This is a genomic window from Streptomyces sp. NPDC005955, assembly GCF_042871255.1.
GTDB lineage: Bacteria > Actinomycetota > Actinomycetes > Streptomycetales > Streptomycetaceae > Streptomyces.
The window spans coordinates 435,488-456,804 of sequence record NZ_JBIAIF010000003.1; the positions used below are offsets into that span (position 1 = coordinate 435,488).

General features: G+C 74.4%; 16 protein-coding genes and 1 pseudogene. 9 read left to right on the forward strand and 8 right to left on the reverse strand.

Annotation, left to right across the window (positions count from 1 at the left end):
- The first annotated feature begins 186 nt into the window (after positions 1–186).
- From thiE to ACFYOU_RS10425, 3 genes are all read left to right on the forward strand, one after another.
- Positions 187–843 (forward strand): thiamine phosphate synthase, encoded by a 657-nt coding sequence (thiE, locus tag ACFYOU_RS10415; protein WP_391304673.1) that lies wholly within the window; start codon positions 187–189, stop codon positions 841–843.
- 127 nt (positions 844–970) lie between these two features.
- Positions 971–1,891 carry a methylenetetrahydrofolate reductase [NAD(P)H] gene (metF, locus tag ACFYOU_RS10420; protein WP_389766925.1) on the forward strand — a complete coding sequence of 307 codons (921 nt, stop codon included), beginning with the start codon at positions 971–973 and terminating at the stop codon, positions 1,889–1,891.
- Positions 1,892–1,936: 45 nt separating this feature from the next.
- Positions 1,937–2,842 (forward strand): hypothetical protein, encoded by a 906-nt coding sequence (locus ACFYOU_RS10425; RefSeq protein WP_391304675.1) that lies wholly within the window; start codon positions 1,937–1,939, stop codon positions 2,840–2,842.
- Positions 2,843–2,875: 33 nt separating this feature from the next.
- Here ACFYOU_RS10425 and ACFYOU_RS10430 read toward each other — a convergent pair whose 3' ends face one another.
- From ACFYOU_RS10430 to ACFYOU_RS10445, 4 genes are all read right to left on the reverse strand, one after another.
- Positions 2,876–4,396, reverse strand: a complete 1,521-nt coding sequence (locus tag ACFYOU_RS10430; RefSeq protein ID WP_391304677.1) for an FAD-dependent oxidoreductase — start codon at positions 4,394–4,396, stop codon at positions 2,876–2,878.
- Positions 4,397–4,734: 338 nt separating this feature from the next.
- Entirely contained in the window at positions 4,735–5,340 is a 606-nt protein-coding gene (locus tag ACFYOU_RS10435) for a TetR family transcriptional regulator (protein ID WP_391304680.1), read from the reverse strand.
- 32 nt (positions 5,341–5,372) lie between these two features.
- Positions 5,373–7,592, reverse strand: coding sequence for a YhgE/Pip family protein (locus ACFYOU_RS10440; RefSeq protein WP_391304681.1), 2,220 nt, complete (start codon positions 7,590–7,592; stop codon positions 5,373–5,375).
- Positions 7,579–8,319, reverse strand: a complete 741-nt coding sequence (locus tag ACFYOU_RS10445) for an ATP-binding cassette domain-containing protein (protein ID WP_391304683.1) — start codon at positions 8,317–8,319, stop codon at positions 7,579–7,581. The genes ACFYOU_RS10440 and ACFYOU_RS10445 overlap by 14 nt, the downstream gene beginning before the upstream one ends.
- Before the next feature lie 172 nt (positions 8,320–8,491).
- Between ACFYOU_RS10445 and ACFYOU_RS10450 the strand changes: the two genes are divergently transcribed.
- From ACFYOU_RS10450 to ACFYOU_RS10460, 3 genes are all read left to right on the forward strand, one after another.
- The gene (locus ACFYOU_RS10450) at positions 8,492–9,052 is read left to right on the forward strand and encodes an SAV_6107 family HEPN domain-containing protein (protein WP_391304685.1); all 561 of its coding nucleotides are present in this window, start codon (positions 8,492–8,494) and stop codon (positions 9,050–9,052) included.
- 191 nt (positions 9,053–9,243) lie between these two features.
- Positions 9,244–10,014 (forward strand): methyltransferase, encoded by a 771-nt coding sequence (locus ACFYOU_RS10455; protein ID WP_391304687.1) that lies wholly within the window; start codon positions 9,244–9,246, stop codon positions 10,012–10,014.
- A 274-nt stretch (positions 10,015–10,288) separates the two neighbouring features.
- Complete coding sequence (locus ACFYOU_RS10460; protein WP_389766909.1) at positions 10,289–10,693, forward strand: DUF3040 domain-containing protein; 405 nt, start codon at positions 10,289–10,291, stop codon at positions 10,691–10,693.
- A gap of 436 nt (positions 10,694–11,129) precedes the next feature.
- On the opposite strand, the gene ACFYOU_RS10465 is transcribed toward ACFYOU_RS10460, so the two are convergent.
- From ACFYOU_RS10465 to ACFYOU_RS10480, 4 genes and pseudogenes are all read right to left on the reverse strand, one after another.
- Positions 11,130–13,526: a transglutaminaseTgpA domain-containing protein gene (locus tag ACFYOU_RS10465; RefSeq protein WP_391304690.1), complete on the reverse strand. Its 2,397-nt coding sequence runs from the start codon at positions 13,524–13,526 to the stop codon at positions 11,130–11,132.
- Positions 13,523–14,884 carry a DUF58 domain-containing protein gene (locus tag ACFYOU_RS10470; protein ID WP_389761518.1) on the reverse strand — a complete coding sequence of 454 codons (1,362 nt, stop codon included), beginning with the start codon at positions 14,882–14,884 and terminating at the stop codon, positions 13,523–13,525. Before ACFYOU_RS10470 ends, ACFYOU_RS10465 begins: the two co-directional genes overlap by 4 nt.
- Complete coding sequence (locus ACFYOU_RS10475) at positions 14,884–15,930, reverse strand: AAA family ATPase (RefSeq protein WP_389761516.1); 1,047 nt, start codon at positions 15,928–15,930, stop codon at positions 14,884–14,886. The genes ACFYOU_RS10470 and ACFYOU_RS10475 overlap by 1 nt, the downstream gene beginning before the upstream one ends.
- Before the next feature lie 307 nt (positions 15,931–16,237).
- A pseudogene (locus tag ACFYOU_RS10480) lies at positions 16,238–16,783 on the reverse strand (beta-class carbonic anhydrase); the annotation flags it as partial.
- A gap of 446 nt (positions 16,784–17,229) precedes the next feature.
- Between ACFYOU_RS10480 and rsmH the strand changes: the two are divergent.
- Genes rsmH through ACFYOU_RS10495 form a run of 3 tightly spaced genes read left to right on the forward strand, consistent with a single transcriptional unit; the run spans position 17,230 to position 21,143 of the window.
- Positions 17,230–18,303: a 16S rRNA (cytosine(1402)-N(4))-methyltransferase RsmH gene (gene rsmH, locus ACFYOU_RS10485; protein WP_391304693.1), complete on the forward strand. Its 1,074-nt coding sequence runs from the start codon at positions 17,230–17,232 to the stop codon at positions 18,301–18,303.
- Between the two features lie 52 nt (positions 18,304–18,355).
- A complete protein-coding gene (locus ACFYOU_RS10490) occupies positions 18,356–18,967 on the forward strand; it encodes a hypothetical protein (protein ID WP_391304695.1) in 612 nt (203 codons plus the stop codon).
- A gap of 4 nt (positions 18,968–18,971) precedes the next feature.
- On the forward strand, positions 18,972–21,143 hold the full coding sequence (locus ACFYOU_RS10495) for a penicillin-binding transpeptidase domain-containing protein (RefSeq protein WP_391304696.1): 2,172 nt from the start codon (positions 18,972–18,974) through the stop codon (positions 21,141–21,143).
- Positions 21,144–21,317: the final 174 nt, after the last annotated feature.

Sequence of the window (21,317 nt, forward strand, 5' to 3'; positions counted from 1 at the left end):
CTCACCTGCGCGGTACGCCGCGTTCCCTCCGTACGCCCGCCTGCGGTGCGCTGTTCGGTGGGGGTGCGCGGTGGCTTCGCGCGCAGTTCCCCGCGCCCCTGATCGGGCGCGTCCTGCTCGGCGTGCGCCGTCCTGCGCGGACCGCCCACGCACCACCGCACCGTCCACGGGGGGACCAGTACCGCCATGGCAGATTCCACTCCCACGCGCCGCGCCCGGCTCGCCGACGCGCGCCTCTACCTCTGCACGGACGCCCGCACCCGCCAGGGCGACCTCCCGGAGTTCCTCGACCGCGTCCTCGCGTCCGGCGTGGACGTCGTGCAACTGCGCGACAAGGGCATGGAGGCCGCCGAGGAACTGGACCACCTGCGGGTGTTCGCCGACGCCTGCCGGCGGCACGGCAAGCTGCTCGCGGTGAACGACCGGGCGGACGTCGCCCACGCCATCGGCGCCGACGTGCTCCACCTGGGCCAGGGCGACCTCCCGGTCCCCGCCGCCCGGGCGATCCTCGGCGAGGACGTCCTGATCGGCCGCTCCACCCACGCCGACGAGGAGGCGCAGGCAGCGGCCCGGCAACCGGGCGCCGACTACTTCTGCACGGGCCCGGTGTGGCCCACCCCCACTAAGCCGGGACGGCACGCCCCGGGGCTTGCCCTGGTCCGCCACACCGCCGGGCTGCGCCCCGAGCGGCCCTGGTTCGCCATCGGCGGCATCGACCTGGGCAACCTCGACCAGGTCATCGAGGCAGGGGCCCGTCGGGTGGTCGTCGTCCGGGCCCTCACCGAGGCCACCGACCCGGGCGCGGCAGCCGCCGAATTCGCGCGCCGGCTGCGGAACCCGTAGACCCCGGCCCCCGCTCCGCCCACTCTGAGGACGGAGAGTGTCCGAGGGGTGGACACCGCGGGGGTCTTTCGTCGGATTTGTCCCTCGCCCGGTTGGGGGACGGCCCCGGCGTGGCTAACCTGCCCGTATGGCCCTTGGGACAGCTTCCACCAGGACGGATCGCGCGCGCACGGTCCGTGACATGCTCGCATCGGGTAAAACGACGTACTCGTTCGAGTTCTGGGCACCGAAAACCCCGAAGGGCGAACGGAACCTCTGGAACGCGCTGCGGCGCGTCGAGGCCGTCGCGCCGAGCTTCGTTTCGGTGACCTACGGTGCCGGCGGCTCCACCCGCGCGGGCACGGTCCGGGCCACCGAGCAGATCGCCTCCGACTCCACCCTGACCCCCGTCGCCCACCTCACGGCGGTGGACCACTCCATCGCGGAGCTGCGCAACATCATCGGCCAGTACGCCGACGCCGGCATCCGCAACATGCTCGCCGTCCGCGGCGACCCGCCCGGCGACCCCATGGGCGCCTGGGTGCCGCACCCGCAGGGCCTCACCTACGCGGCCGAACTCGTCCGACTCATCAAGGAGTCGGGGGACTTCTGCGTCGGCGTCGCCGCCTTCCCGGAGATGCACCCGCGCTCCCCCGACTGGGACGCGGACATCCGGCACTTCGTCGACAAGTGTCGGGCGGGCGCCGACTACGCCATCACCCAGATGTTCTTCGACCCCGAGTCCTATCTGCGGCTGCGTGACCGGGTGGTCGCGGCCGGGTGCGACACGCCCGTCATTCCCGAGGTCATGCCGGTCACGAACGTCAGACAGCTCGAACGGCTGTCCCAGCTCAGCAACGCCGCCTTCCCGGCCGAGCTGAAAGACCGCATCCTCGCCGCGCGGGACGATCCCGCCGCTGTACGCTCCATGGGAATCGCGTTCGCGACCGAGTTCTGTGCGCGGCTGCTGGACGAGGGCGTTCCCGGGCTGCACTTCATCACGCTCAACAACTCGACCGCGACGCTGGAAATCTACGAGAATCTGGGGCTGCACCACACGCAGGTCTAGATCGGTCGTGCGCGGTGGGGCGCCGACCGCACGAGAGGGGCGTACATGGGCTGGGCGGTCCTCTACATCGCGTTCGGCGTCGTCGCGCTGTGGCTGCTGGGCGAAGTGCTGTTGCAGTACAAGGCCAGGCTCCGCTGGCGGTTGCTGGCCTTCTGCGGCTTCCTGGGCGTGGTCATCGGCGTCGTCGTCTCGTCGGTCGTGGTCATCGGGATCGGCGCGATCGCCTTCGCCATCGGGCAGACGTACGTGACCATGTCCTTCCGCAAGGGCTTCTCCACGGGCTGGGCGATCGGCGGCCGGCCGGGCGCCAGCAAGCGCCGCAAGACGGAGACCGAGGGACGACAGGAGCCCACGCTCCAGGTGTCCGGCATGGAGGAGACGGGCGGGTACCCCTCCGACGCCGCCTTCGCGAACGCCGCCACCACCATCGGGCCGGTCTTCGACGCGGACGCCTTCGCCCCCGGGGCCACGGGCCCCGACCACCCCACCGAGGTCTACGCGCCCGAGCCGATGCCGGACGACACCGGCCAGTACGGCGTGTACGGCGACCCCGGGCCCACCCCGCACGGCCAGGGCGGCCCGGGCGGCCCGGATCAGGGGTTCGGCCACGACGCCCACCCCGGCCCCGGACAGGACTACGGCTACGACCAGGGGCAACAGCAGTACGCCGCCTACGCGGACCCCTACCCGACCGCCGCCCCGCCGTACGGGGGCGCCCCGCACGACCCCTACGCCCAGCCCGCACCCGGCCAGGACCCGTACGGCGCGGGCTACCAGGAGACGCCGCCCGGTGGGGTCTGGGTCCCCCAGCAGCGCACCACGGCCGCCGACGGCAGTTACGGCGACGACTTCCCGGACGCACAGCCCTACCCGTACCCGTATCCGCAGTCGGACGACGGCCAGGGCGTCTACGACCCCGGTCACGACGAGCGTCAGCCGTACCGCTACTGACCGCCCGGCGTCCCGCGCCCCGGTGACCGCCCGTCACTGGGAGCCGCGGAACTCCGGCCCCTCGACGACGAGTCCGGCGACCAGCGCGCCCGACATGCCCGCGTGCGGCAGCCCGCCGCCCGGGTGCGACCACCCGCCGACCAGGAACAGCCCCGGCAACCGGGTGCTGTTCGCCTGGTGCAGCAGCCGCCCCCCGGCCGCCGCGAGCGCCGGGCCGGGCACCGCCCCGTCCGGTACCCCGGTGGCCACCGCCACGTCCGCGGGGGTGCGCACCTCCTGCCACAGCAGCCGCTCCCGCAGGTCCGGCACGGCCCGACCGGCCGACTCGACCATCCGTTCCGCCGCCCGACGGTGCTCGACGAGCGCGCTGTCTCCCCCGCTGCCCAGCGCCGGGACGGTCGCCGTCAACGTCACCGCCTCGTGCTCCGCGTCCGGTGCGCCCGCCGGGTCGCCCGTGCGCAGCACCTCCACCGTCGGGTGCGCGGGCAGACCGGGCACGGCGCCGAACAGGGCGTCCAACTCGCCCTCCGGATCCGTCGAGTGGACCACCGTGCGGTGTGCGGTGCCCTCGGGGCGTGCCCCGCGCAGTGCCAGGAAGACCGTGAGCCGGCTCGCACCGCCCGGCCGGGGCGGTACGTCACCCGCAGCGCGCAATTCGGTGTCCGGCAGCAGCGAGGCCAGTACGGGCGGTGCCACCCCGGCGACCACATGGTCCGCCTCGACCACCGTGCCGTCGGCCAGCTCGACGCCCGCCGCGCGGCCGTCCGCCGCCAGGATCCGGGTCACCGCCGTGCCGAACCGGAACTCCACCCGACGGGCCGTGCAGCGTTCGTACACGGCACGGGCCAGGGCGCGCATCCCGCCGCCCACCGACCAGACGCCGAACGTCTGCTCCAGATAGGGCAGGACCGCGGCGCTCGCCGGGGCCGTGCGCGGATCGAGCCCCCAGGCCAGGGGGTGGCACTCCAGCAGCGCCCGCAGTCGCGGTTCGCCCGCCAACTCCAGCTCCGCGATCTCCCGGACCGTCGTCGCCGTCCGGTCCCGGCGCAGCAGCCGCCTGACGGGGCGCGCCGGATACGGCTCCCGCTCGGCCAACACCTGCCAGTTGGGCCACAGGGGCTCCTCCAGCAGCGGACGGCGGGACCGGTCCCAGGCGTCCCGGGCCCGGTTCACGAAGGCGGCCCACCGGTCGCCCGCGCCCCCGCCGAGGGCCGCGTCCAGGGCTTCGGCGACGCCCGCGCGGGACGCGTTCGGCAGGGACACCACCGTGCCGTCCGCGAAGACGTGCCGCACCGCGGGCTCCACCTGGCACAGCTCGACGCGACTCTCCAGCGGTTCCTTGCCCGTCTTGACGAACAGGTCGCGCTGCACGGCGGGCAACAGCAGCAGTCCGGGCCCGGTGTCGAACGAGAAGCCGTCCCGCTCGAAGCGGCCCAGCGCCCCGCCGTACGTCTCCCCGCGCTCGTAGACCACCACGCGGTGGCCCGCCACGGCCAGCCGCGCGGCGGCAGCCATGGCGCCCATGCCCGCGCCGATCACCGCAATCCGTCCCATGCCGCGACCCTATCCGCCGCCACTGACAGCCCCGCCACGCGCCCGGGGACCGCCGGTCGTGGCCGCCCGGGGTCCGTACGGGTACTCAGAGGGCCACCTGAGTACCCGTACGGATGGAAGCGGCCCCCGGACCCGGAAGAGTGAGGGCACGGGAGAGGGACACCGCGGACCGCACCGCCGACACGGGGCGGCGGAGCGGCCGCAGCCCTCGACCGCGGCTCAGGCCGGGAACCCGTCCGCCCGGTCACGGGACTGACCGGGCGACGGGAGCGACGGGGAACGCGCCGCTGCGGCGAGGGCTCAGGGGGATGAGCCCCGCCGGAGCGGCGCGCTCCCCGTCAGCCGCCGGCGACCCGCCCCTGGAGCAGCCGGGACAACGCCGCGTGGACGTCGTCCAAGGACCGCTGGGGCTGGAACGACTGCCAGTCCAGCGCCGCCACCAGCACCATCCCGACCAGCGCCGAAGCCGTCAGCGGGACATCGATCTCACCGTTCAGCTCACCCGCCTCGACGCCGGCCCGCAGCACGTCCTCGACGACCGTGACGGCCTCCTGGCGCACCACCATCAGCGTGGACTGCCAGGCCCGGTTGGTGCGCCACAGCTCCGCGACGTACAGCTGGGTGAAGGCCGGGTAGCGCTCGATGAAGACGAGCCCGGCCCGGACCATCGCGTCCAACGCGTCGACGTTGCTGCCGCCGGCGCGTCTGGAGCCGTCGGCGGCGTCCCGCAGGGACGCGGCGAGCAGTCCCACGCCGTGCCGGAGCAGTTCCTCGAACAGGACCGACTTGCTGGCGAAGTTGTAGTACACCGTCCCCTTGGCCACTCCGGCCCGTTCGGCGATCTCGTCCACGGTCGTTGCCGAGAACCCCTGCTCGGCGATCAGGGTCACGGCGGCCTCGTACAGCTTCTGACGGGTCGCCTGACGTCGGGTGCTGCTCTGCATGGCGTCGATTCTCACAGGCTCGGCCCCGGGTCTCACAGGCTGAGCTCCGGGTGGAGCCGGTCCAGGGTCCACGACTGGCGCCGGCGGGCGGTCAGCGCGGTCAGTGCGAGCGCCCCCGCGGTGAAGGCGAGGAGCACCGCGCACGCCTGCCACACCGGGCCCACGTCTCCGCCGGTGATCAGCCGCCGCAGGGCCGCCACCACGTGGGTCATCGGCAGGAACGGGTGGATCGCCTGGAAGAACCCCGGACTGGTCTGCACCGGGTACGTGCCGCCCGCCGAGGTGAGCTGGAGCATCAGCATCGCCAGGACCAGGATGCGCCCGGCCGCGCCGAAGCGGGCGTTGAGCCACTGGACGATCGCCGCGAAGCACCCCGTGACCAGGAGCAGGAAGGCCACGGTCCCCGCCGCACGGGCCAGTTGGAGTCCCAGCCCCCAGTGCAGCACCGACATCAGGGCGCCCGTCTGGAGCGCCCCCAGCGCGGCCACCGGCAGCCAGCCCGCGAGCGCGACGCGCCAGGCGGGTGCCCCGGCCGCCAGCGCCCGCCGGTTGAGCGGTGCGACCACCATGTACGCCACCATCGCGCCCACCCACAGGGAGAGCGGGATGAAGTAGGGCGCGAAGCCGGTGCCGTAGTTGGCCGCCCGGTGGACCGACTCGGCGGCCAGCCGCACCGGATCGGCCATCACCTCGGTGCGCCGGTCGCGGTCGTCGGCGGAGTGGTCGGGGATCTTCCCCGCCCCGTCGTGCAGCCCGCTCGCCAGCGCGTGCACGCCGTCGACCAGGGGGAACAGGCCCCCGTCCAGATCACCGGCGCCGGTCTTCAGACGTTCCACGCCGGCGTCCAGGTCGGCGGAGCCGGTGGCCGCCGCGGTGAGCCCCAGCTGGAGGTCCGCGGCGCCGTCGGCGACCTTCTGGGCGCCCTCGTCGAGCGCGGTCACCCCGGTGACCGCGCCGTCCAGGTCCTTGCTCAGGGTCGGCGCCGCGTCCGCCAGGGCCTCGGCCTGGGTCTGGAGCGTGGCGAGGTCCTTCTCCAGGGCGGTGGTGTCGCCCCGGTGGTCGGTGACGACCGTGTCGACCTCCGCCACCAGCCGGGCGGCCCTGGCCGACTCGTCCCGTGCCTTCTTGAGGTCGGCGCAGGAGGCGTCGGGGCCGGGTGCCCGCGGTGCCTGCGGCGTCGCGTCCGGCGCCGGGGCGGAGGACTCCTGCGGGCCCGGGGCGTCCTGCGGTCCGGACGTCCCCTGCGGGGCGGCCGGGGGAGCGCCGGCGGCCGTCGGCGCGCCCGGTGCTGCGCACCGGCGCTCGTACACCGAGTCCAGGGCGTCGGCGGCCTCCCGGGTGCCCGTCCGGGCCGCGGGGGCCGTGGTCACGACCGCCTCCAGGTGTTCGCGCAGGGTGCCGGCCGCCCCGGCGACCGCCCGCGCGGTGTCCTCGACGCGGCGCCCGTCGTCCTTGAGGAACGGGCGCACCCGCTCGGCCGCCCCGCTGACCTCGTCCACGAGCGCTCGGGTCCCGTCCGCGATGTCCCGGGTCCCCGTCTCCAGGGTGCGGGCCCCGCCGGTGAGCTTCCCCAGACCGCCCGCGAGGTCGCCGCTGCCGTCCTTGGCGTCCCGAAGGCCGTCCGCGAGGTCCTCGGCGCCCTGCTTGGCCTTCCCGATCCCGCCTTCGAGCGCGTCGGCGCTGCCGGCCGCCCGTTCGGCCTCCCCGTGGAGGTCCGAGAACGAGACGAACATGCGGTCCAGGTACTGGCGGGACGCATCGGCGGAGGCCGCCCGACGCACCTCCGCGAACACCGAGCGGGACAACTGCCCGACCAGGTAGTTGTTGGCGTCGTTGGTGCGCACCTTCAGGGCGCTCGCCGCGGGGGAGTCCCCGGCGCCGCCGGCGATCCGTTCGCTGAGGCGGGCGGGGATCGTCAGGGAGAGGTAGTACCTGCCGTCCGCCACGCCCTCCCGCGCCTGCCGGGCGTCCACCTCGTGCCACTGGAACGCGCCGCTCTCCCGCAGTCTCCCGGCGATCTCGTCGCCCACCGCGATCCGTTCCCCGGCGGAGGTGGTGGCGGTGCCGCCTTCGTCTTCGTTCACCAGGGCGACCGGCACGCGGTCCATGCGGCTGTACGGGTCCCAGAACGACCACAGGTACAGCGCCCCGTACAGCAGGGGCAGCAACAGCACCGCGACGAGCGCCGCGCGCGGGAGCCGTCCCCGGCCGAACCGTCGCAGTTCCAGCACGGCGAGCCTAGGCGGACGCATCGCACTCCTCCTGCTCCTGCGGGGCGGGCGCCGTCGTCACGACGATCACGTCCCCGGCGTCCCCCCGGTCCCGGGGCGCCTCGCTGCACACCGCGAGGACGGTCAGCCCCTCGGCGGCGAGGTCCCGCAACAGCCGCCAGGCCGCCGCGCGCTCACGGTCCGACAACTTGAGGTCCAGGTCGTCGACGCCCAGCACCCGCGGCCGTCCGATCAGGGCCAGGGCCACCGACAGACGCAGCGCCGCCAGCCGTTCGAGGTCCCGCACCGCGGTCCGCGCCCCCTTGGGCAGGGCCTCGGGGTCGAGGCCCGCGGCGGTGAGCGCGCCGTCGATCCGGCGACGGGTCTCGGCCGCCCGGTCGGCGCGCGGACGCAGCAGCGACCGCAGGGAGCCGCCGAACCGCCGTTGGAGCAGCGCCCGTTCCCGCAGGTGTTCGTCGACGGTGAGCGCCGGGTCCAGGTCGGCGACCCCGGGAACGTGGGCGAGGGCGCTGATCCGGCGGACCGCGGCCGACTGCTTCGGCAGCCGCAGGCCGGCCACCTCGGCACGGCCCGCGGAGGTCCGCATCCGCCCGGTGAGCGCCAACAGCAGGCAGGTGCGGCCCGACCCGGACGGGCCCTCGACCACCACCAGCGAACCCGGCGGCGCATCGACCCCGACCCCTTCGAAGGCCCAGCCCCGGGGTCCCTTGACCCCCAGCCGGTCCGCCGTCACCGCGGCTCCGTCCACCGTTCCCCTCCGAGCACTTTTGAACTGACTGGTCAGTTCAAAAACTATCCCGATGGTCCGCCCGCGCCCAAACCGGCAAGGAACCGCAGGTCAGCCCGCATTGTCAGTGGCGTACTCCACGATGGGGCACATAACGGCACCAGTGTTGTCAACTGACGACAGGAGGCTCGTCATGGCCAGTTCCCCCGCGGCAGCCGCCGCACTCCGCCACGTCGCCGCCGGCCCCGCCCCTTCGCCGACCGGTCCCGCCGGCGACGTGCACCCCGTGCCGCGCCGCACCGGAGCCCCGCCCGCCGCCCTCGACATGCTCGCCAAGGCCCGCGCCGGGCTGGCCGAGGCCGCCGCCCTCACCACTCCCAACGAGCGTTACGCCACCGCGCACCTGGCCGCCCTGCGCACCGCGGCGGCCGTCCTCGCCGCCCGGGGCCGCCCCGAGCCGCCCGCCCGGCGCCGGGCCCCCATACGGAGCGCCTGGGAGGTCCTGCCGGAGATCGCCCCGGAGCTGACCGAGTGGAGTGCGCTGTTCGCCTCCGGCGCCGCCCGCCGGGCCCGTGCCGAGGCCGGGATCAAGGACGCGGCGAGCCCCAGGGACGCCGATGACCTGCTGCGGGACGCCGCGATGTTCCTCAGGCTCGTCGAACGCATGCTGGTGCTCCAGCCGGTGCCCCGTCCCCGGCACCGCCCCGGTGCGCCCGGGGACCGGGAGCCGCCCGCCGTGCCGGACGCCGTCTGACGCCCCCGGCGGCGGCAGGCGCGGGACGGACGCGGGGCGGCGGCCCGGTGCCGCGGCGAGGCAATAGGGTGGGACGACCTGAAGCTTCGCCGGGCACACGCCCGGGCCCCGTGCCCGGCCGGGACAGCGCGAGGCCCACCCGATCGCTACCGCCGCAGGACGGGCGGTGCCGTGCCGAGGAGTCAGTTGCAGTGTCGGACCCGATGCGCCCCCGCGCCTCTCTCCGTACCGCCGTGGTCTGGGACGTGCTGAAGGACGCCCTCGACCAGCGGGCCGCCTCCACGGGACGCGAGGTGCTCGACGTCCTGGACACGGGCGGCGGCAGCGGCAACTTCGCCGTGCCCGTCGCCCGGCTCGGCCATCGGGTGACCGTCGTCGACCCGAGCCCGAACGCCCTCTTCGCCCTGGAGCGCCGGGCCGCGGAAGCCGGTGTCGACGGCCTGGTCCAGGGCGTCCAGGGGGACGCCCACGGCCTCTTCGACGTCGTCGAGCGCGGTGGCTACGACGCGGTGCTGTGCCACGGAGTGCTGGAGTACGTGGACGACCCCGCCGAGGGGGTGCGCAACACGATCGGCGCCCTGCGCCCCGCCGGCGTGCTCAGCCTGCTCGCGGCGGGCGTCGGCGGCGCCGTCCTCGCCCGGGCCCTCGCCGGCCACTTCACCGAGGCCCGCCGGGCCCTGGGCGACCCCGACGGGCGCTGGGGCGACAGCGATCCCGTGCCCCGTCGCTTCACCACCGAACAGCTCACCGAACTGGTGACCGCCTCGGGCGTCCGGGTGGACGCCGTGCACGGCGTGCGGGTCTTCGCCGACCTGGTCCCCGGCGTCCTCGTGGACACCGAGCCGGGAGCGTTGGACGCCCTGCTGCGGCTGGAGGCGGCGGCCGCCGAGTTGCCCGCCTTCCACTCGGTGGCCACCCAGCTGCACCTGCTCGGAGCCCGTCAGGACCCCGCGGACGCCTGAGCTCCTGGCCGGGATGCCGCTGATCAGGAACGCAGCAGCACATGGAGTACGCCACCGGCCACCCGATCGGGCGCCACTCGCCGTATGATCGAGGGAGACGGTCCGGCATGACGGACTGCCCGTCGGGGAATGGACGCCTCAGCGGGCCGAACCGCCACGACGGGTTCTGACTGGCGAATTGGCGTAGAGGGGCGGGTTTCACGGGGGCGATTCCCTGCCTATCCTGAAGGGAACCCCCCGGTCGCCCCGGCGACTGCACGATGAGGAGGACTCCGTGCCGCTCTCGGAGCACGAGCAGCGAATGCTCGAGCAGATGGAGCGAGCGCTGTACGCCGAAGATCCTAAGTTCGCGACAGCGCTTGAGGGAAGCGGGCTGCGTACGTACACCCGGCGTCGGGTGTACCAGGCGGTCGCCGGCTTCCTGGTGGGTATTGCGCTCCTCATGGCCGGAATGGTCGCCCAGCAGATCTGGATCAGCGTGGTCGGCTTCCTCGTCATGCTGGGGTGCGCGGTGCTCGCCGTAACCGGATGGCGCAAGGCGCCCAAGCCGGGCGAACAGGCGGGTTCCCCACCCGGTGCTCCGTCCGCTCGGCCGCAGAACCGGCAGCGCCGGTCCATGATGAACCGGATCGAGCAGCGGTGGCAGCGCCGCCGTGACGAGCAAGAAGGCGGTCGCTGAGGCGCCCGCCCGTCCCTAGGCTTCTCCCAGGGTGCCCCTCTCCGGAAGGGCACCCTTCGCCGTTCCCGGCGCCCCCTCCGTACGTCCACCTGGCGGTGCGCTGCTCCGTGCGGGTGCGTCGTCGTTTCGCGCAGTTCCCCGCGCCCCTTTCGGGGCTGCCTCCGGCGGTGCGTCGCCGGGTGCGGCTGCACGGTGCTTGCTCGCGCAGTTCCCCGCGCCCCTTCAGTACGTCCACCTGGCCCTGCGTTGCTCGGTGCGCCCCGAAGGGGCGCGGGGAACGGCGCGGACGACCGCAGCGCACCCACCCCGGACAGCGCACCGCAGGTGGACGTGCCCCGAAAGGGGCGCGGGGAACGGCGCGGGGAACCACCGGGCACCCGCACGGAGCAGCGCACCGCCAGGTGGACGTACCGAAGAGCGGGCGCCCAAGAACCGCTCAGCGACGCAGCACCCCCGCCCAGGAGGGCACCACCCCGGCCACCCGCACCCGCACCCCGGTCCACCCGTCGGCCACCGACCACAGCACCCGCACCGCGGACCGCGGCACCCACAGCGCCCGCACCCGAGCCCCGCGCCCCACCGCCGCCCGCAGGGCCCCCCGCACGGTCCGGACCTCGTCCCCGAGCCCCGTCACCGGCCGGGGAACCGGCGCGTACAGCGCCTGCTCCACCGCCTCGGCCACCCGCCGCACCGCTGCCGCCGACGCCTCGTCCAGCCGGGCGACCCGCACGATCCTGGCCGCCGCGGCCCGGGGCGTCTCGGAGACGTCAGGACCGATCCCGTGGTCCCAGGCGGTGTCGACCAGTTCCCGCCACGCCGCCAGCGTCCGTGCCTGGGCGTCCGCTCCGGTGCGCCCCGGTGAGGACCCCAGCCGGCGGGCCCGCACCCGGGCCCGCCACAGCATCGGCAGGAACGGCAGCGCCAGCGCGACCAACACCCCCGCCCCGATCAGTACGGCCTGCCACCGCGGACCGCCGTCGCCCGAGGAACCGGTGGCCACGGCGGGCGCCGTGGTCCCGCAGCTGCCGTCCAACCGCTTCTGCTCCGCCGAGCAGCTCTCCGTCTCGGACGGCGCCGTCGACGGAGCGTCGGACGCCGACTCGGTGGGCCGCGCCTCGGTGCTCGGCGCCGCCGAGGGGGCCTCGGGCCGCGTGTAGTCCGGTGCCGAGCCGCGGCTCGGCGTCGGCTCGAAGCGGGTCCAGCCCACCCCTTCGAAGTACAGCTCGGGCCAGGCGTGCGCGTCCTTCAGCCCCACGGACATCTCCCCGTTCGAACCGGGGGAGCCGGGGGTGAAGCCGACCGCGACCCGGGCGGGTATGCCGAGGGTGCGGGCCATCGCCGCCATGGCGAACGAGAAGTGCACGCAGAAGCCCTGCTTCTGCTGGAGGAACCGGGCGATCGCGGCGCTCCCGGTGCCCGCGGTCACCTCCGTGTCGTAGGTGAAGCCGCCGTCGAAGGCGAACCAGTCCTGGAGCTTCACGGCCCGCTCGTAGTCGTTCGAGGCGCCCGCGGTGACCTTGCGGGCCTGCTCGGCGACCTCGTCCGGCAGCGACGCCGGAACCTTGGTGAACTCACGTTCGAACTCCGGCGGCGGTGCCGGGGCGTTCGCCAACTGCTGCGCCGTGGGCTCCACGATCAGGCTCTCGACCGTGTACCGGGCGCCCCGGGTGGTCTGCTCGTGGTCACCCACCAGGGTGCGGCCCACCGGCTCGAACCGCCACTGTCCGTCGATGTCCACCCGACTCGCCGGGAACGGCATCGGCAGCCAGTCCTGGGCGTACCAGTCCGCGGCCTCGATCCGGGTGGTGACCCCGCGGCGCGCCACCTCGGGGTTGAGGCCCGGGGGCGTCGGCAGGAACGCCGGAACGTCGGTGACCTCGCGTTGCGAGGGCTTCCACGCACTGCCGTCGAAATCGTCGAGGGCGACGATCCGCAGGTACAGCTCCTGGGTGTCGGGGGTGCTGGTGGTGTACTTCAGCACCTCCCGGTCCTGGGGTTGGTTCAGGCTGTTCTGGAGCGAGACCAACGGGTTCACCGCGGAGATGGTGCCGCCCTCCGAGTCGCCCGTTCCGCCGCGCTCGCGGTCCAGCAGGCCACCGTCCAGCGCGGGCAGCGCCAGCGGCACGACCACGGCGATCCCGAGGGCCAGGGCGCCGATCCGGTGACCGGTGCGCACCCGGACGGTGGCCCGGCCGCTCTCCATCCCGGCCGTCACCGGCCCGCCACGGGACGGGACCGGTCCGCCGAAGACCCGCCCCCACTGGGCGAGCCGGTCCCGCCCCTCGGCGAGCAGGAGCAGCAGATAGCCGACGGCGGCCAGCAGGAACCAGGCCCAGCCCGCGTCGCCGCCGGCGATCCCCGCGGCGACCGAGTACAGCGCGAGCAGCGGCAGGCCCGCTGGGGCCGCGCTGCGCAGGGTCACCGCGAAGAGGTCCACCACGAGCCCGATCAGCAGGACCCCGCTGACCAGCATCAGCCGTATCCCGTCCGAGAGCGGCACCGGGGGCGCGTAACGGCTCGCGTCGTCGCCCCCGTCCCGCAGCAGATCGGCGAAGGCGTTGAGGGTGTCGGGACCGGGGACGAACCCCAGCAGCGCCCGGTCCCCGGCGAAGGACGCGGTCAGCAGCAGCACGGTGACGAGGAACTGGGCGAACACCGTGAACCCCCGGGACAGCGGGACGCGCCGGGCCAGTGCCCCCACCGCCGTCTGCACGCCCAGCAGCGCCGCCGCCTGGAGCAGCCAGGAGGTCGGCTCGACCAGCGGGACCAGCGCCGTCGCCGCCAGCAACGTGGCCAGCCAGGCGCACAGCGCCAGTCGTATCCGGCCGCTCATGACCAACCCCCCGTGGTTCCCGGTGCCGGGCCCGATCCGACGCGTTCCTGATCCGCCCTGCGCCACGCCTCGGCGACGCTCGACCCCGGCGCCACGGCGAGGGCGGTCCACCCCGCCTCCTGGAGCAGCCGCAGGCGGTGCGCGGCCTCGTCGCCCGGGCGTGCGCCCGGTCCGCCCGTCCACTGCACCGGGTCCAGGACGAAGGCGACGGCGGCGCCCACCCGCTGCCGCATCCGGGCGACCACGGCGGCCTGTTCCTCGTCGAGGTCGCCGAGGAACGCCACGAACAGCCCCTCACGGCCGCCGCGCACCTGGTCGAAGGCGCGCGACAGGCCCTCCCCGTCGGAGTGGTCGACCACGGCCAGCGTGTCCAACATCAGCCCGGCCGTCTCCGCGGACTCCTGGGCGGCCCCGGCGAAGCCGTCGCCCCCCTCGTCGGGCGCCGAGGCCCCGGTGTCGGTGAGCAGTCGGACCGAGAAGCCCCGCTCGATCATGTGGGTGAGGACCGAAGCGGCCCCGGACACGGCCCATTCGAAGGCGGAGTCGGGCCCCGCCCCCTCGTAGGCGAGGTACCGGGTGTCCAGCAGGACCGAGCAGCGGGCGCGTTGCGGCTGTTCCTCGCGGCGGACCATCAGTTCGCCGTGGCGGGCGGTGGACCGCCAGTGGACCCGACGCAGGTCGTCGCCGTAGCGGTAGCCGCGCGGGATGACGTCGTCCTCCCCGGCGAGGGCGAGCGACCGTTGCCGCCCCTCCCCGTACCCCTTGGCGTCGCCGCTGAGCCCGACCGGCGGCAGCGGCTCGACGCGGGGGACCACCGTGAGGTCGTCGTGGGTGGCGAAGGAGCGGGTCAGTTCGCACATCCCGAACGGGTCGCTCAGCCGCAGTTGGAGCGGCCCCAGCGGGTAGCGGCCCCGCAGGTCGGACCGGACCCGGTAGGACACCTCGCGCCGGCCGCCCGCCTCGACCCGGTCCAGTACGAACCGGGGCCGCGGCCCGAGCACGTACGGCACCTGGTCCTGGAGCATCAGCAGCCCCGTCGGCAACCGGGAGACGTTCTCCATCCGCAGGTGGACCCGGGCCTCCGAACCGGCCGGCACCCGGCCGGGCGAGAGCCGGCGGCTGCTCGCGACCCGGTACCGGGTGCGCTGGAGGACGAGCGCGCACACCAGCGGCAGGACGGCGAGCAGCAGCCCCACGCGCAGCAGGTCGCCCTGGCCCAGCACGTAGGCGCAGACCGCGGCGGCGAGCCCGGCGGCGAGGAAGGACCTGCCGCGGGTGGTGAGCCCCGCCAGCGCCGCGCGGGCCCCGCCCCGGTCCTCCTGGGGACGGGCGCCCGACGGATCGGCGGGAGCCGTCATCACAGCCTCCGGGCGCCCGGCGGACGCTCGCCGTAGGCCGGGGGGACCGGCCCGCGGCCCGGGTAACCGCCCGCACCTTGGTGCGCCACCGGTGCGGGGGTGCGCTGGAGGATCTCCAGCACGACCTGTTCGGCGGTGCGTCGGTTCAGCTGGGCCTGCGGGGTGGGCAGCAGCCGGTGCGCGAGCACGGGCGCGGCGAGCGACTGCACGTCGTCCGGCAGCGCGTACTCGCGGCCCGCGAGGGCGGCGGCGGCCTTGGCGGCGCGCAGCAGGTGCAGCGTCGCGCGCGGGGAGGCGCCCAGCCGGAGGTCCGGGTGGCTGCGCGTCGCGGACACGAGGTCCACCACGTAGCGGCGGACGGTGTCGGCGACGTGGACCGAGCGGACGGCCTCGATCAGCTTCACGATGTCGTGCGCGTGGGCGACCGGTTGCAGGTCGTCCAGCGGGGACACCCCGCCGTGCACGCCGAGCATCTCCAACTCCGCCTCGGGGCTCGGGTAGCCGATGGAGACCCGGGCCATGAAGCGGTCGCGCTGGGCCTCGGGGAGGGGGTAGGTGCCCTCCATCTCGACCGGGTTCTGCGTGGCCACCACCATGAACGGGTCCGGCAGTTCGTAACTGTGGCCGTCGATGGTGACCTGTCGTTCCTCCATCGACTCCAGCAGCGCCGACTGCGTCTTCGGCGAGGCCCGGTTGATCTCGTCGCCGATCACGATCTGGGCGAAGATCGCGCCCGGTTTGAACTCGAAGTCCCGTGCTTCCTGGTCCCAGATCGACACGCCCGTGATGTCCGAAGGCAACAGGTCGGGCGTGAACTGGATGCGGCGCACCGAGCAGTCGATGGACCGCGCCAGCGCCTTGGCGAGCATGGTCTTGCCCACGCCCGGTACGTCCTCGATGAGCAGGTGCCCCTCGGCGAGGAGCACGGTCAGCGAAAGCCGTACGACCTCCGGCTTGCCCTCGATCACGCTCTCCACCGACCCGCGGACGCGCTCCGCTGTGGTGGTCAGATCAGTGAGGCTCGCTCGATCGTCATAGGTCGTCACCCGGCCCTCCTCGGCCCTCCCCCTGGCTCCTCGCGGTGCCGGGGATTCCCCAACTTCGGGCCGGTGCGCTGCGCCGCGGACCGACCCACCCCGAAACACGGGCACCACGCGTCAGGCGTTCGGCGCGGTGCTCGTACGCGCATTCTGACGTGTCCCGGCCGCCTCGTGTCACTCGGCGCCGGACAAGGCCCGCGTCGTATGCCCCGCTTGTGGTGCTCCGGTGCCTCAGCGTATGCCGTCCCGGCGGGTGGCGTGGTCCGTGGCGGGTTCCCGGGCGGATCGTCCCGGTGGGGAGGGGAGTTCCGGTGGACGGGTCGATCTCGCGCAGCAGTCCGGTGCGCACGTCGAAGACGAATCCGCGCACATGGCCGGTCTCCAGCAGGAACGGAGAGGTCCGCACCCGCTGCATGGACTGCCGGACGTCCTGGTCGACGTCCCGGAACGCCTCCACCGCCCAGGCGGGCCGCTGGCCGACCTCCATCTCCAGGTCGTGCCGGAACTCCTCGGTGAGGGTCTCCAGACCGCATCCGGTGTGGTGGATGAGGACGACGCTGCGGGTGCCGAGCGCCCGCTGGCTGATGGTGAGCGAGCGGATCACGTCATCGGTGACGACGCCGCCGGCGTTGCGGATGGTGTGGCAGTCGCCCAGCTCCAGGCCGAGCGCCGCGTGCAGGTCGAGACGGGCGTCCATGCAGGCCACCACGGCGACCTTGAGGACGGGGCGGGCGTCCATGCCCGGGTCGGTGAATGCTGCGGCGTAGTCGGCGTTCGCCTCGATGAGCCGGTCGGTGACGGTGTGACCGGCACTTATGGCGGCTTCGGTGCCTGACGGTAGGGGTGCGGAAGTCGTCATGCTCCGACCGTAGTGCGGACCGGCCCGACGGGCAGGGCGCGGGAGTGGACAAAGAACGTCATTGCGCCTTGTTGTGAGGTAACCCACAGACGGGCAGGTCACCCCGCCGAACGGGTGACGCACCCGCGGTCCCGTCCCGGCCGTGCACTCATCGAGTCTGTGTGCGAACGCCGCCCGCGACGCGCAGGCGCGTTGATTGACCGTGCGACAGGGTGGACTAAAGTGACGCGAAGCGGGAGGCCCCGAGCGCTCCCTGCTGGACTGTGGACATCCAGAGATCCGAACGATCTCCCCGCGCGCGCGACGCGCCCCGTACGGCTCGGCCCCCTCCCGCTCCGGACGGCCGCGCGCTCCCCGACGACGGGGCCCGCGCCGGCGGTCCCCTCTCCCCACCGGCGGGCGGCGGCCCGGCGGTGCGGGCGCCGCGCCCGGACCTGAGAGGGCACATGCAAGGGCGCGCAGGGGACACCCCCGGACCCGACGGCAGCACCGTCACCAGCAGCGGTGACGAAGGGGTCGACGGGGCTCCCGCGGCCGGGGGCGCACCGCGGCCCCCCGGTACCCGGCACGTTCCCGTGATGCTGCGGCGCTGTCTGGACCTGCTGGCCCCCGCCCTGCAACCCACCACCGGCCCGGCGCCCGTGGTGGTCGACTGCACCCTCGGGCTCGGCGGCCACAGCGAGGCCCTCCTCACCGAGTTCCCCGCCGCCCGGCTGATCGCCCTGGACCGGGACCCGGAAGCCCTGCGCCTGTCCGGCGAGCGCCTGGCGCCCTTCGGCGACCGGGCGACCCTCGTGCACGCCGTGTACGACGAACTGCCCGAGGTCCTCGCCCGACTGCGGGTGCCCTCGGTCGCGGGCGTCCTGTTCGACCTGGGGGTCTCCTCCATGCAACTGGACGAGGCCGAGAGGGGCTTCGCCTACGCGCAGGACGCCCCCCTGGACATGCGCATGGACCAGACGACCGGCATCAGCGCCGCCGAGGTCCTCAACACCTACCCGCCGGGCGAACTGGTCCGACTGCTGCGCGCCTACGGCGAGGAGAAGCAGGCCAAGCGGATCGTCTCCGCCGTGGTGCAGGAGCGGGCGAAGGAACCGTTCACCCGCAGCGCCCGACTGGTCGAAGTGATCCGCGACGCCCTGCCGCAGGCCGCCAAGCGCACCGGCGGCAACCCCGCCAAACGCACCTTCCAGGCGCTGCGGATCGAGGTGAACGGCGAACTGTCCGTACTGGAACGGGCCGTCCCCGCCGCGGTGGCCGCCCTCGCCGTCGGCGGCCGGATCGCCGTCCTGTCGTACCACTCGCTGGAGGACCGCCTCGTCAAACAGGTGCTCGCGGCGGGCGCGGCGAACACCGCGCCCCCCGGGCTGCCCGTGGTGCCGGAGCGGTACCAGCCGCGGCTGCGGCTGCTGACCCGCGGCGCCGAACTCCCCACCGAGCAGGAGATCGCCGAGAACCGCCGGGCCGCCCCCGCACGGCTGCGCGGCGCCGAACGCATCCGCGAGGACGACGCCGGATGACCCGCGGGGCGAGCGGTCACGCGGCCCGGGCGGTCCGACCCGGGAGGAGCGCATGAGCAGGCGACCGGCACTGCGCGGACGGGCCGCCCGACTCGCCGGGCTGCTGCCCGCCGGGCCCAGCCGGGCCGCCCGCACCCCCTTCGTCCTGCTGATGGTGCTGCTGCTCGGCGGCGGTCTGATCACCCTGCTGATGCTGAACTCGTCCCTCAACGAGGGGTCCTTCCGGCTGAGCGAACTGAAGCGGGAGACCACCGAGCTGACCGACGAGGAGCAGGCGCTGCAACGGGACGTCGACGCCTACTCCAAGCCCGGTGCGCTGCTGCGCCGCGCCCAGGAGCTCGGCATGGTGCCCGGGGGCAACCCCGCCTTCCTGGAACCCGACGGAAGGGTGCGCGGGGTCCCCGGCGAGCCGGCGCCCACCGCGCTGAGCGCCCCCGGAACGCTCCCGGCCGCCTCGGGCACCCCGTCCCCGGCGCCCTCGACCCCGGCCGCCCCCGCAGCGAGCCCGTCCACCGCGAGCCCGTCCACCGCACCGACGGGGGACGCCAGCTCGACGCCGTCCGCGACCGCCGCCCCGTCGACCTCCGGAGCCCCGGCCGCGCCCCCCTCTTCGGCTTCGCCCGCTTCCTCGCCCAGCCCCGAACCGACGACCTCCGGCAGGTGACACGGTGACCGACAGGGAACCTCCGCGACGCAGGGTCCCCGGCCCGTCCCGTCCGGACCGCCGGCCCCGCCGCGACCCCGGTGAACGCCTCTCCCACGACCCCGACCGCCCGTCCCGTCCGGACCGCGGCCGGCCGGACGGCGCCGACCGGCACGCGCACGGCGAGGGCGACCGCCGGGGCGGGCCCGAACGCATCCGCCGCCCCGCCGCCCCGCGCCCCCCCAGCGGCTCCGAACGCGCACGGACCGGTGAAGCGGAGCCCGCCGCCAGCGTGCGCCCCCCGCGCCGCCCCCGTCCCTCCACCGGCTCCTCCGGCCCGCCCAAGGGACCCCGGCAGGGCAAGACGCTGCGGCTGGGCAGCCCCCGGCCCCGGCTGCGGATGGTCAGCGTGGCGATGACCCTCGTCATGCTCGCCTTCGTGGTCCGGCTGCTCCAGGTCCAGGCCGTCGACGCGCGCGAGTACTCCGCGAAGGCCGAGGCCAACCGCTATCTGACCCGGGTGGTCGCCGCCGAGCGCGGCGCGATCACCGACCGCTCCGGGGTCGCCCTCGCGACCAGCGTCGACGCGTACGACATCACCGCCGACCCGGTGATGTTCAGCCCCGAGGAGACCAAGATCGCGGACGCCGCCGAGCAGGCCGCCGCGCTCCTCGCCCCCATCCTCGGCCAGGACACCGGCGAACTGACCAAGAAGCTCAGGACGCCCAAGACCCGGTACGTGGTGCTGGCGCGCCGTCAGACCCCGCAGGTCTGGAACCAGATCAAGGACCTCAAGAGCACGCTCGCCGACAAGGCCCGGGCCGACGGGGCGGCCGGCGACAAGGACGCCGCGAACGTCCTCGGCGGCGTCTTCCAGGAGCCCACCAGCCAGCGCGTCTACCCCAACGGCGACCTCGCGGCCGGCCTCCTCGGCTTCGTCAACGCCCAGGGCAAGGGCGGCGGCGGCCTGGAACAGCAACTCGACAAGCGCCTCGCCGGCCGTGACGGCGAGGTCACCTACGCCCAGTCGGGCGGTCGCCAGGTCCCCACCGCGGGCGGCACCGAGACACCGGCGGTCCCCGGCTCCGACGTCGAGTTGACCATCGACCGGGACATCCAGTGGGCGGCCCAGAACGCCATCGCCGAGCAGGTCAAGAAGTCCAAGGCCGACCGCGGCTACGTGATAGTCCAGGACACCCGCACGGGCGAGGTCCTGGCCATGGCCAACGCCCCCGGCTTCGACCCCAGCGACCTCTCCGCCGCCGGCTCCGCCTCCCTCGGCAACGCCGCGCTCCAGGACGCCTTCGAACCCGGCTCCACCGCCAAGGTCATGTCGATGGCGGCCGTCCTGGAGGAGAACGCGGCCACCCCGTCCACCAAGGTCACCGTCCCCAACCGGCTGCACCGCGGCGACCGGCTCTTCCAGGACGACGTCGACCACCCCACCTGGTACCTCACCCTGAACGGCGTCCTCGCCAAGTCCAGCAACATCGGCACCATCCTCGCCACCGGCCAACTCGGCAAGACGCAGCCCCAGGCGAACCGGGTCCTCCACTCGTACCTGCGCAAGTTCGGCATCGGCGGCCCGACCGGGCTCGGCTTCCCGGGCGAGACCCCCGGCATCCTCGCGGCCCCCGACAAGTGGTCGACCTCGCAGCAGTACACGATCCCCTTCGGCCAGGGCGTGTCCATCAACGCGATGCAGGCGGCCTCCGTCTACTCGACCATCGCCAACGGCGGGGTCCGCATCGAACCGAGCCTCGTGCGCGGCCACCACGGACCCGACGACCGGTTCACCCCCGTTCCCGAACCCGAGGAGACCAGGGTCGTCAGCGAGCGCACCGCGCGGACCCTCTCCCGGATGCTGGAGTCGGTGGTCGACGACGAGCAGGGCACCGGCGTCAAGGCCCGCATCCCCGGCTACCGCGTGGCGGGCAAGACCGGCACCGCCAACCGCGTCGACCCGGTCACCGGCAAGTACCGCGGCTACACCTCGTCGTTCGCCGGGTTCGCCCCGGCCGACCAACCCCGGGTCACCGTCTACTGCGCCATCCAGAACGCCACCAAGGGCAGCTACTTCGGTGGCCAGATCTGTGGCCCCGTCTACAAGGAAGTCATGCAGTTCGCCCTCAAGAGCCTCCAGGTGCCGCCGACCGGCACCCCGCCCGCGCGGCTCCCCGTCACGTTCACGCCCTGACCGCACGCGGTGGCCCTGACCGGCCCACCGAGCGACCGCCGCACCACCCGAGAGCCACCAGGAACCGCCCGTGACCACGAACACCCCTCCGCCGGGGAACCGACCCGGAGTTCCCGCCCGGCGCCCCGCACCCACCGACGGACCGGCCGTGACCGTCGCGAACCGGCCATTTAG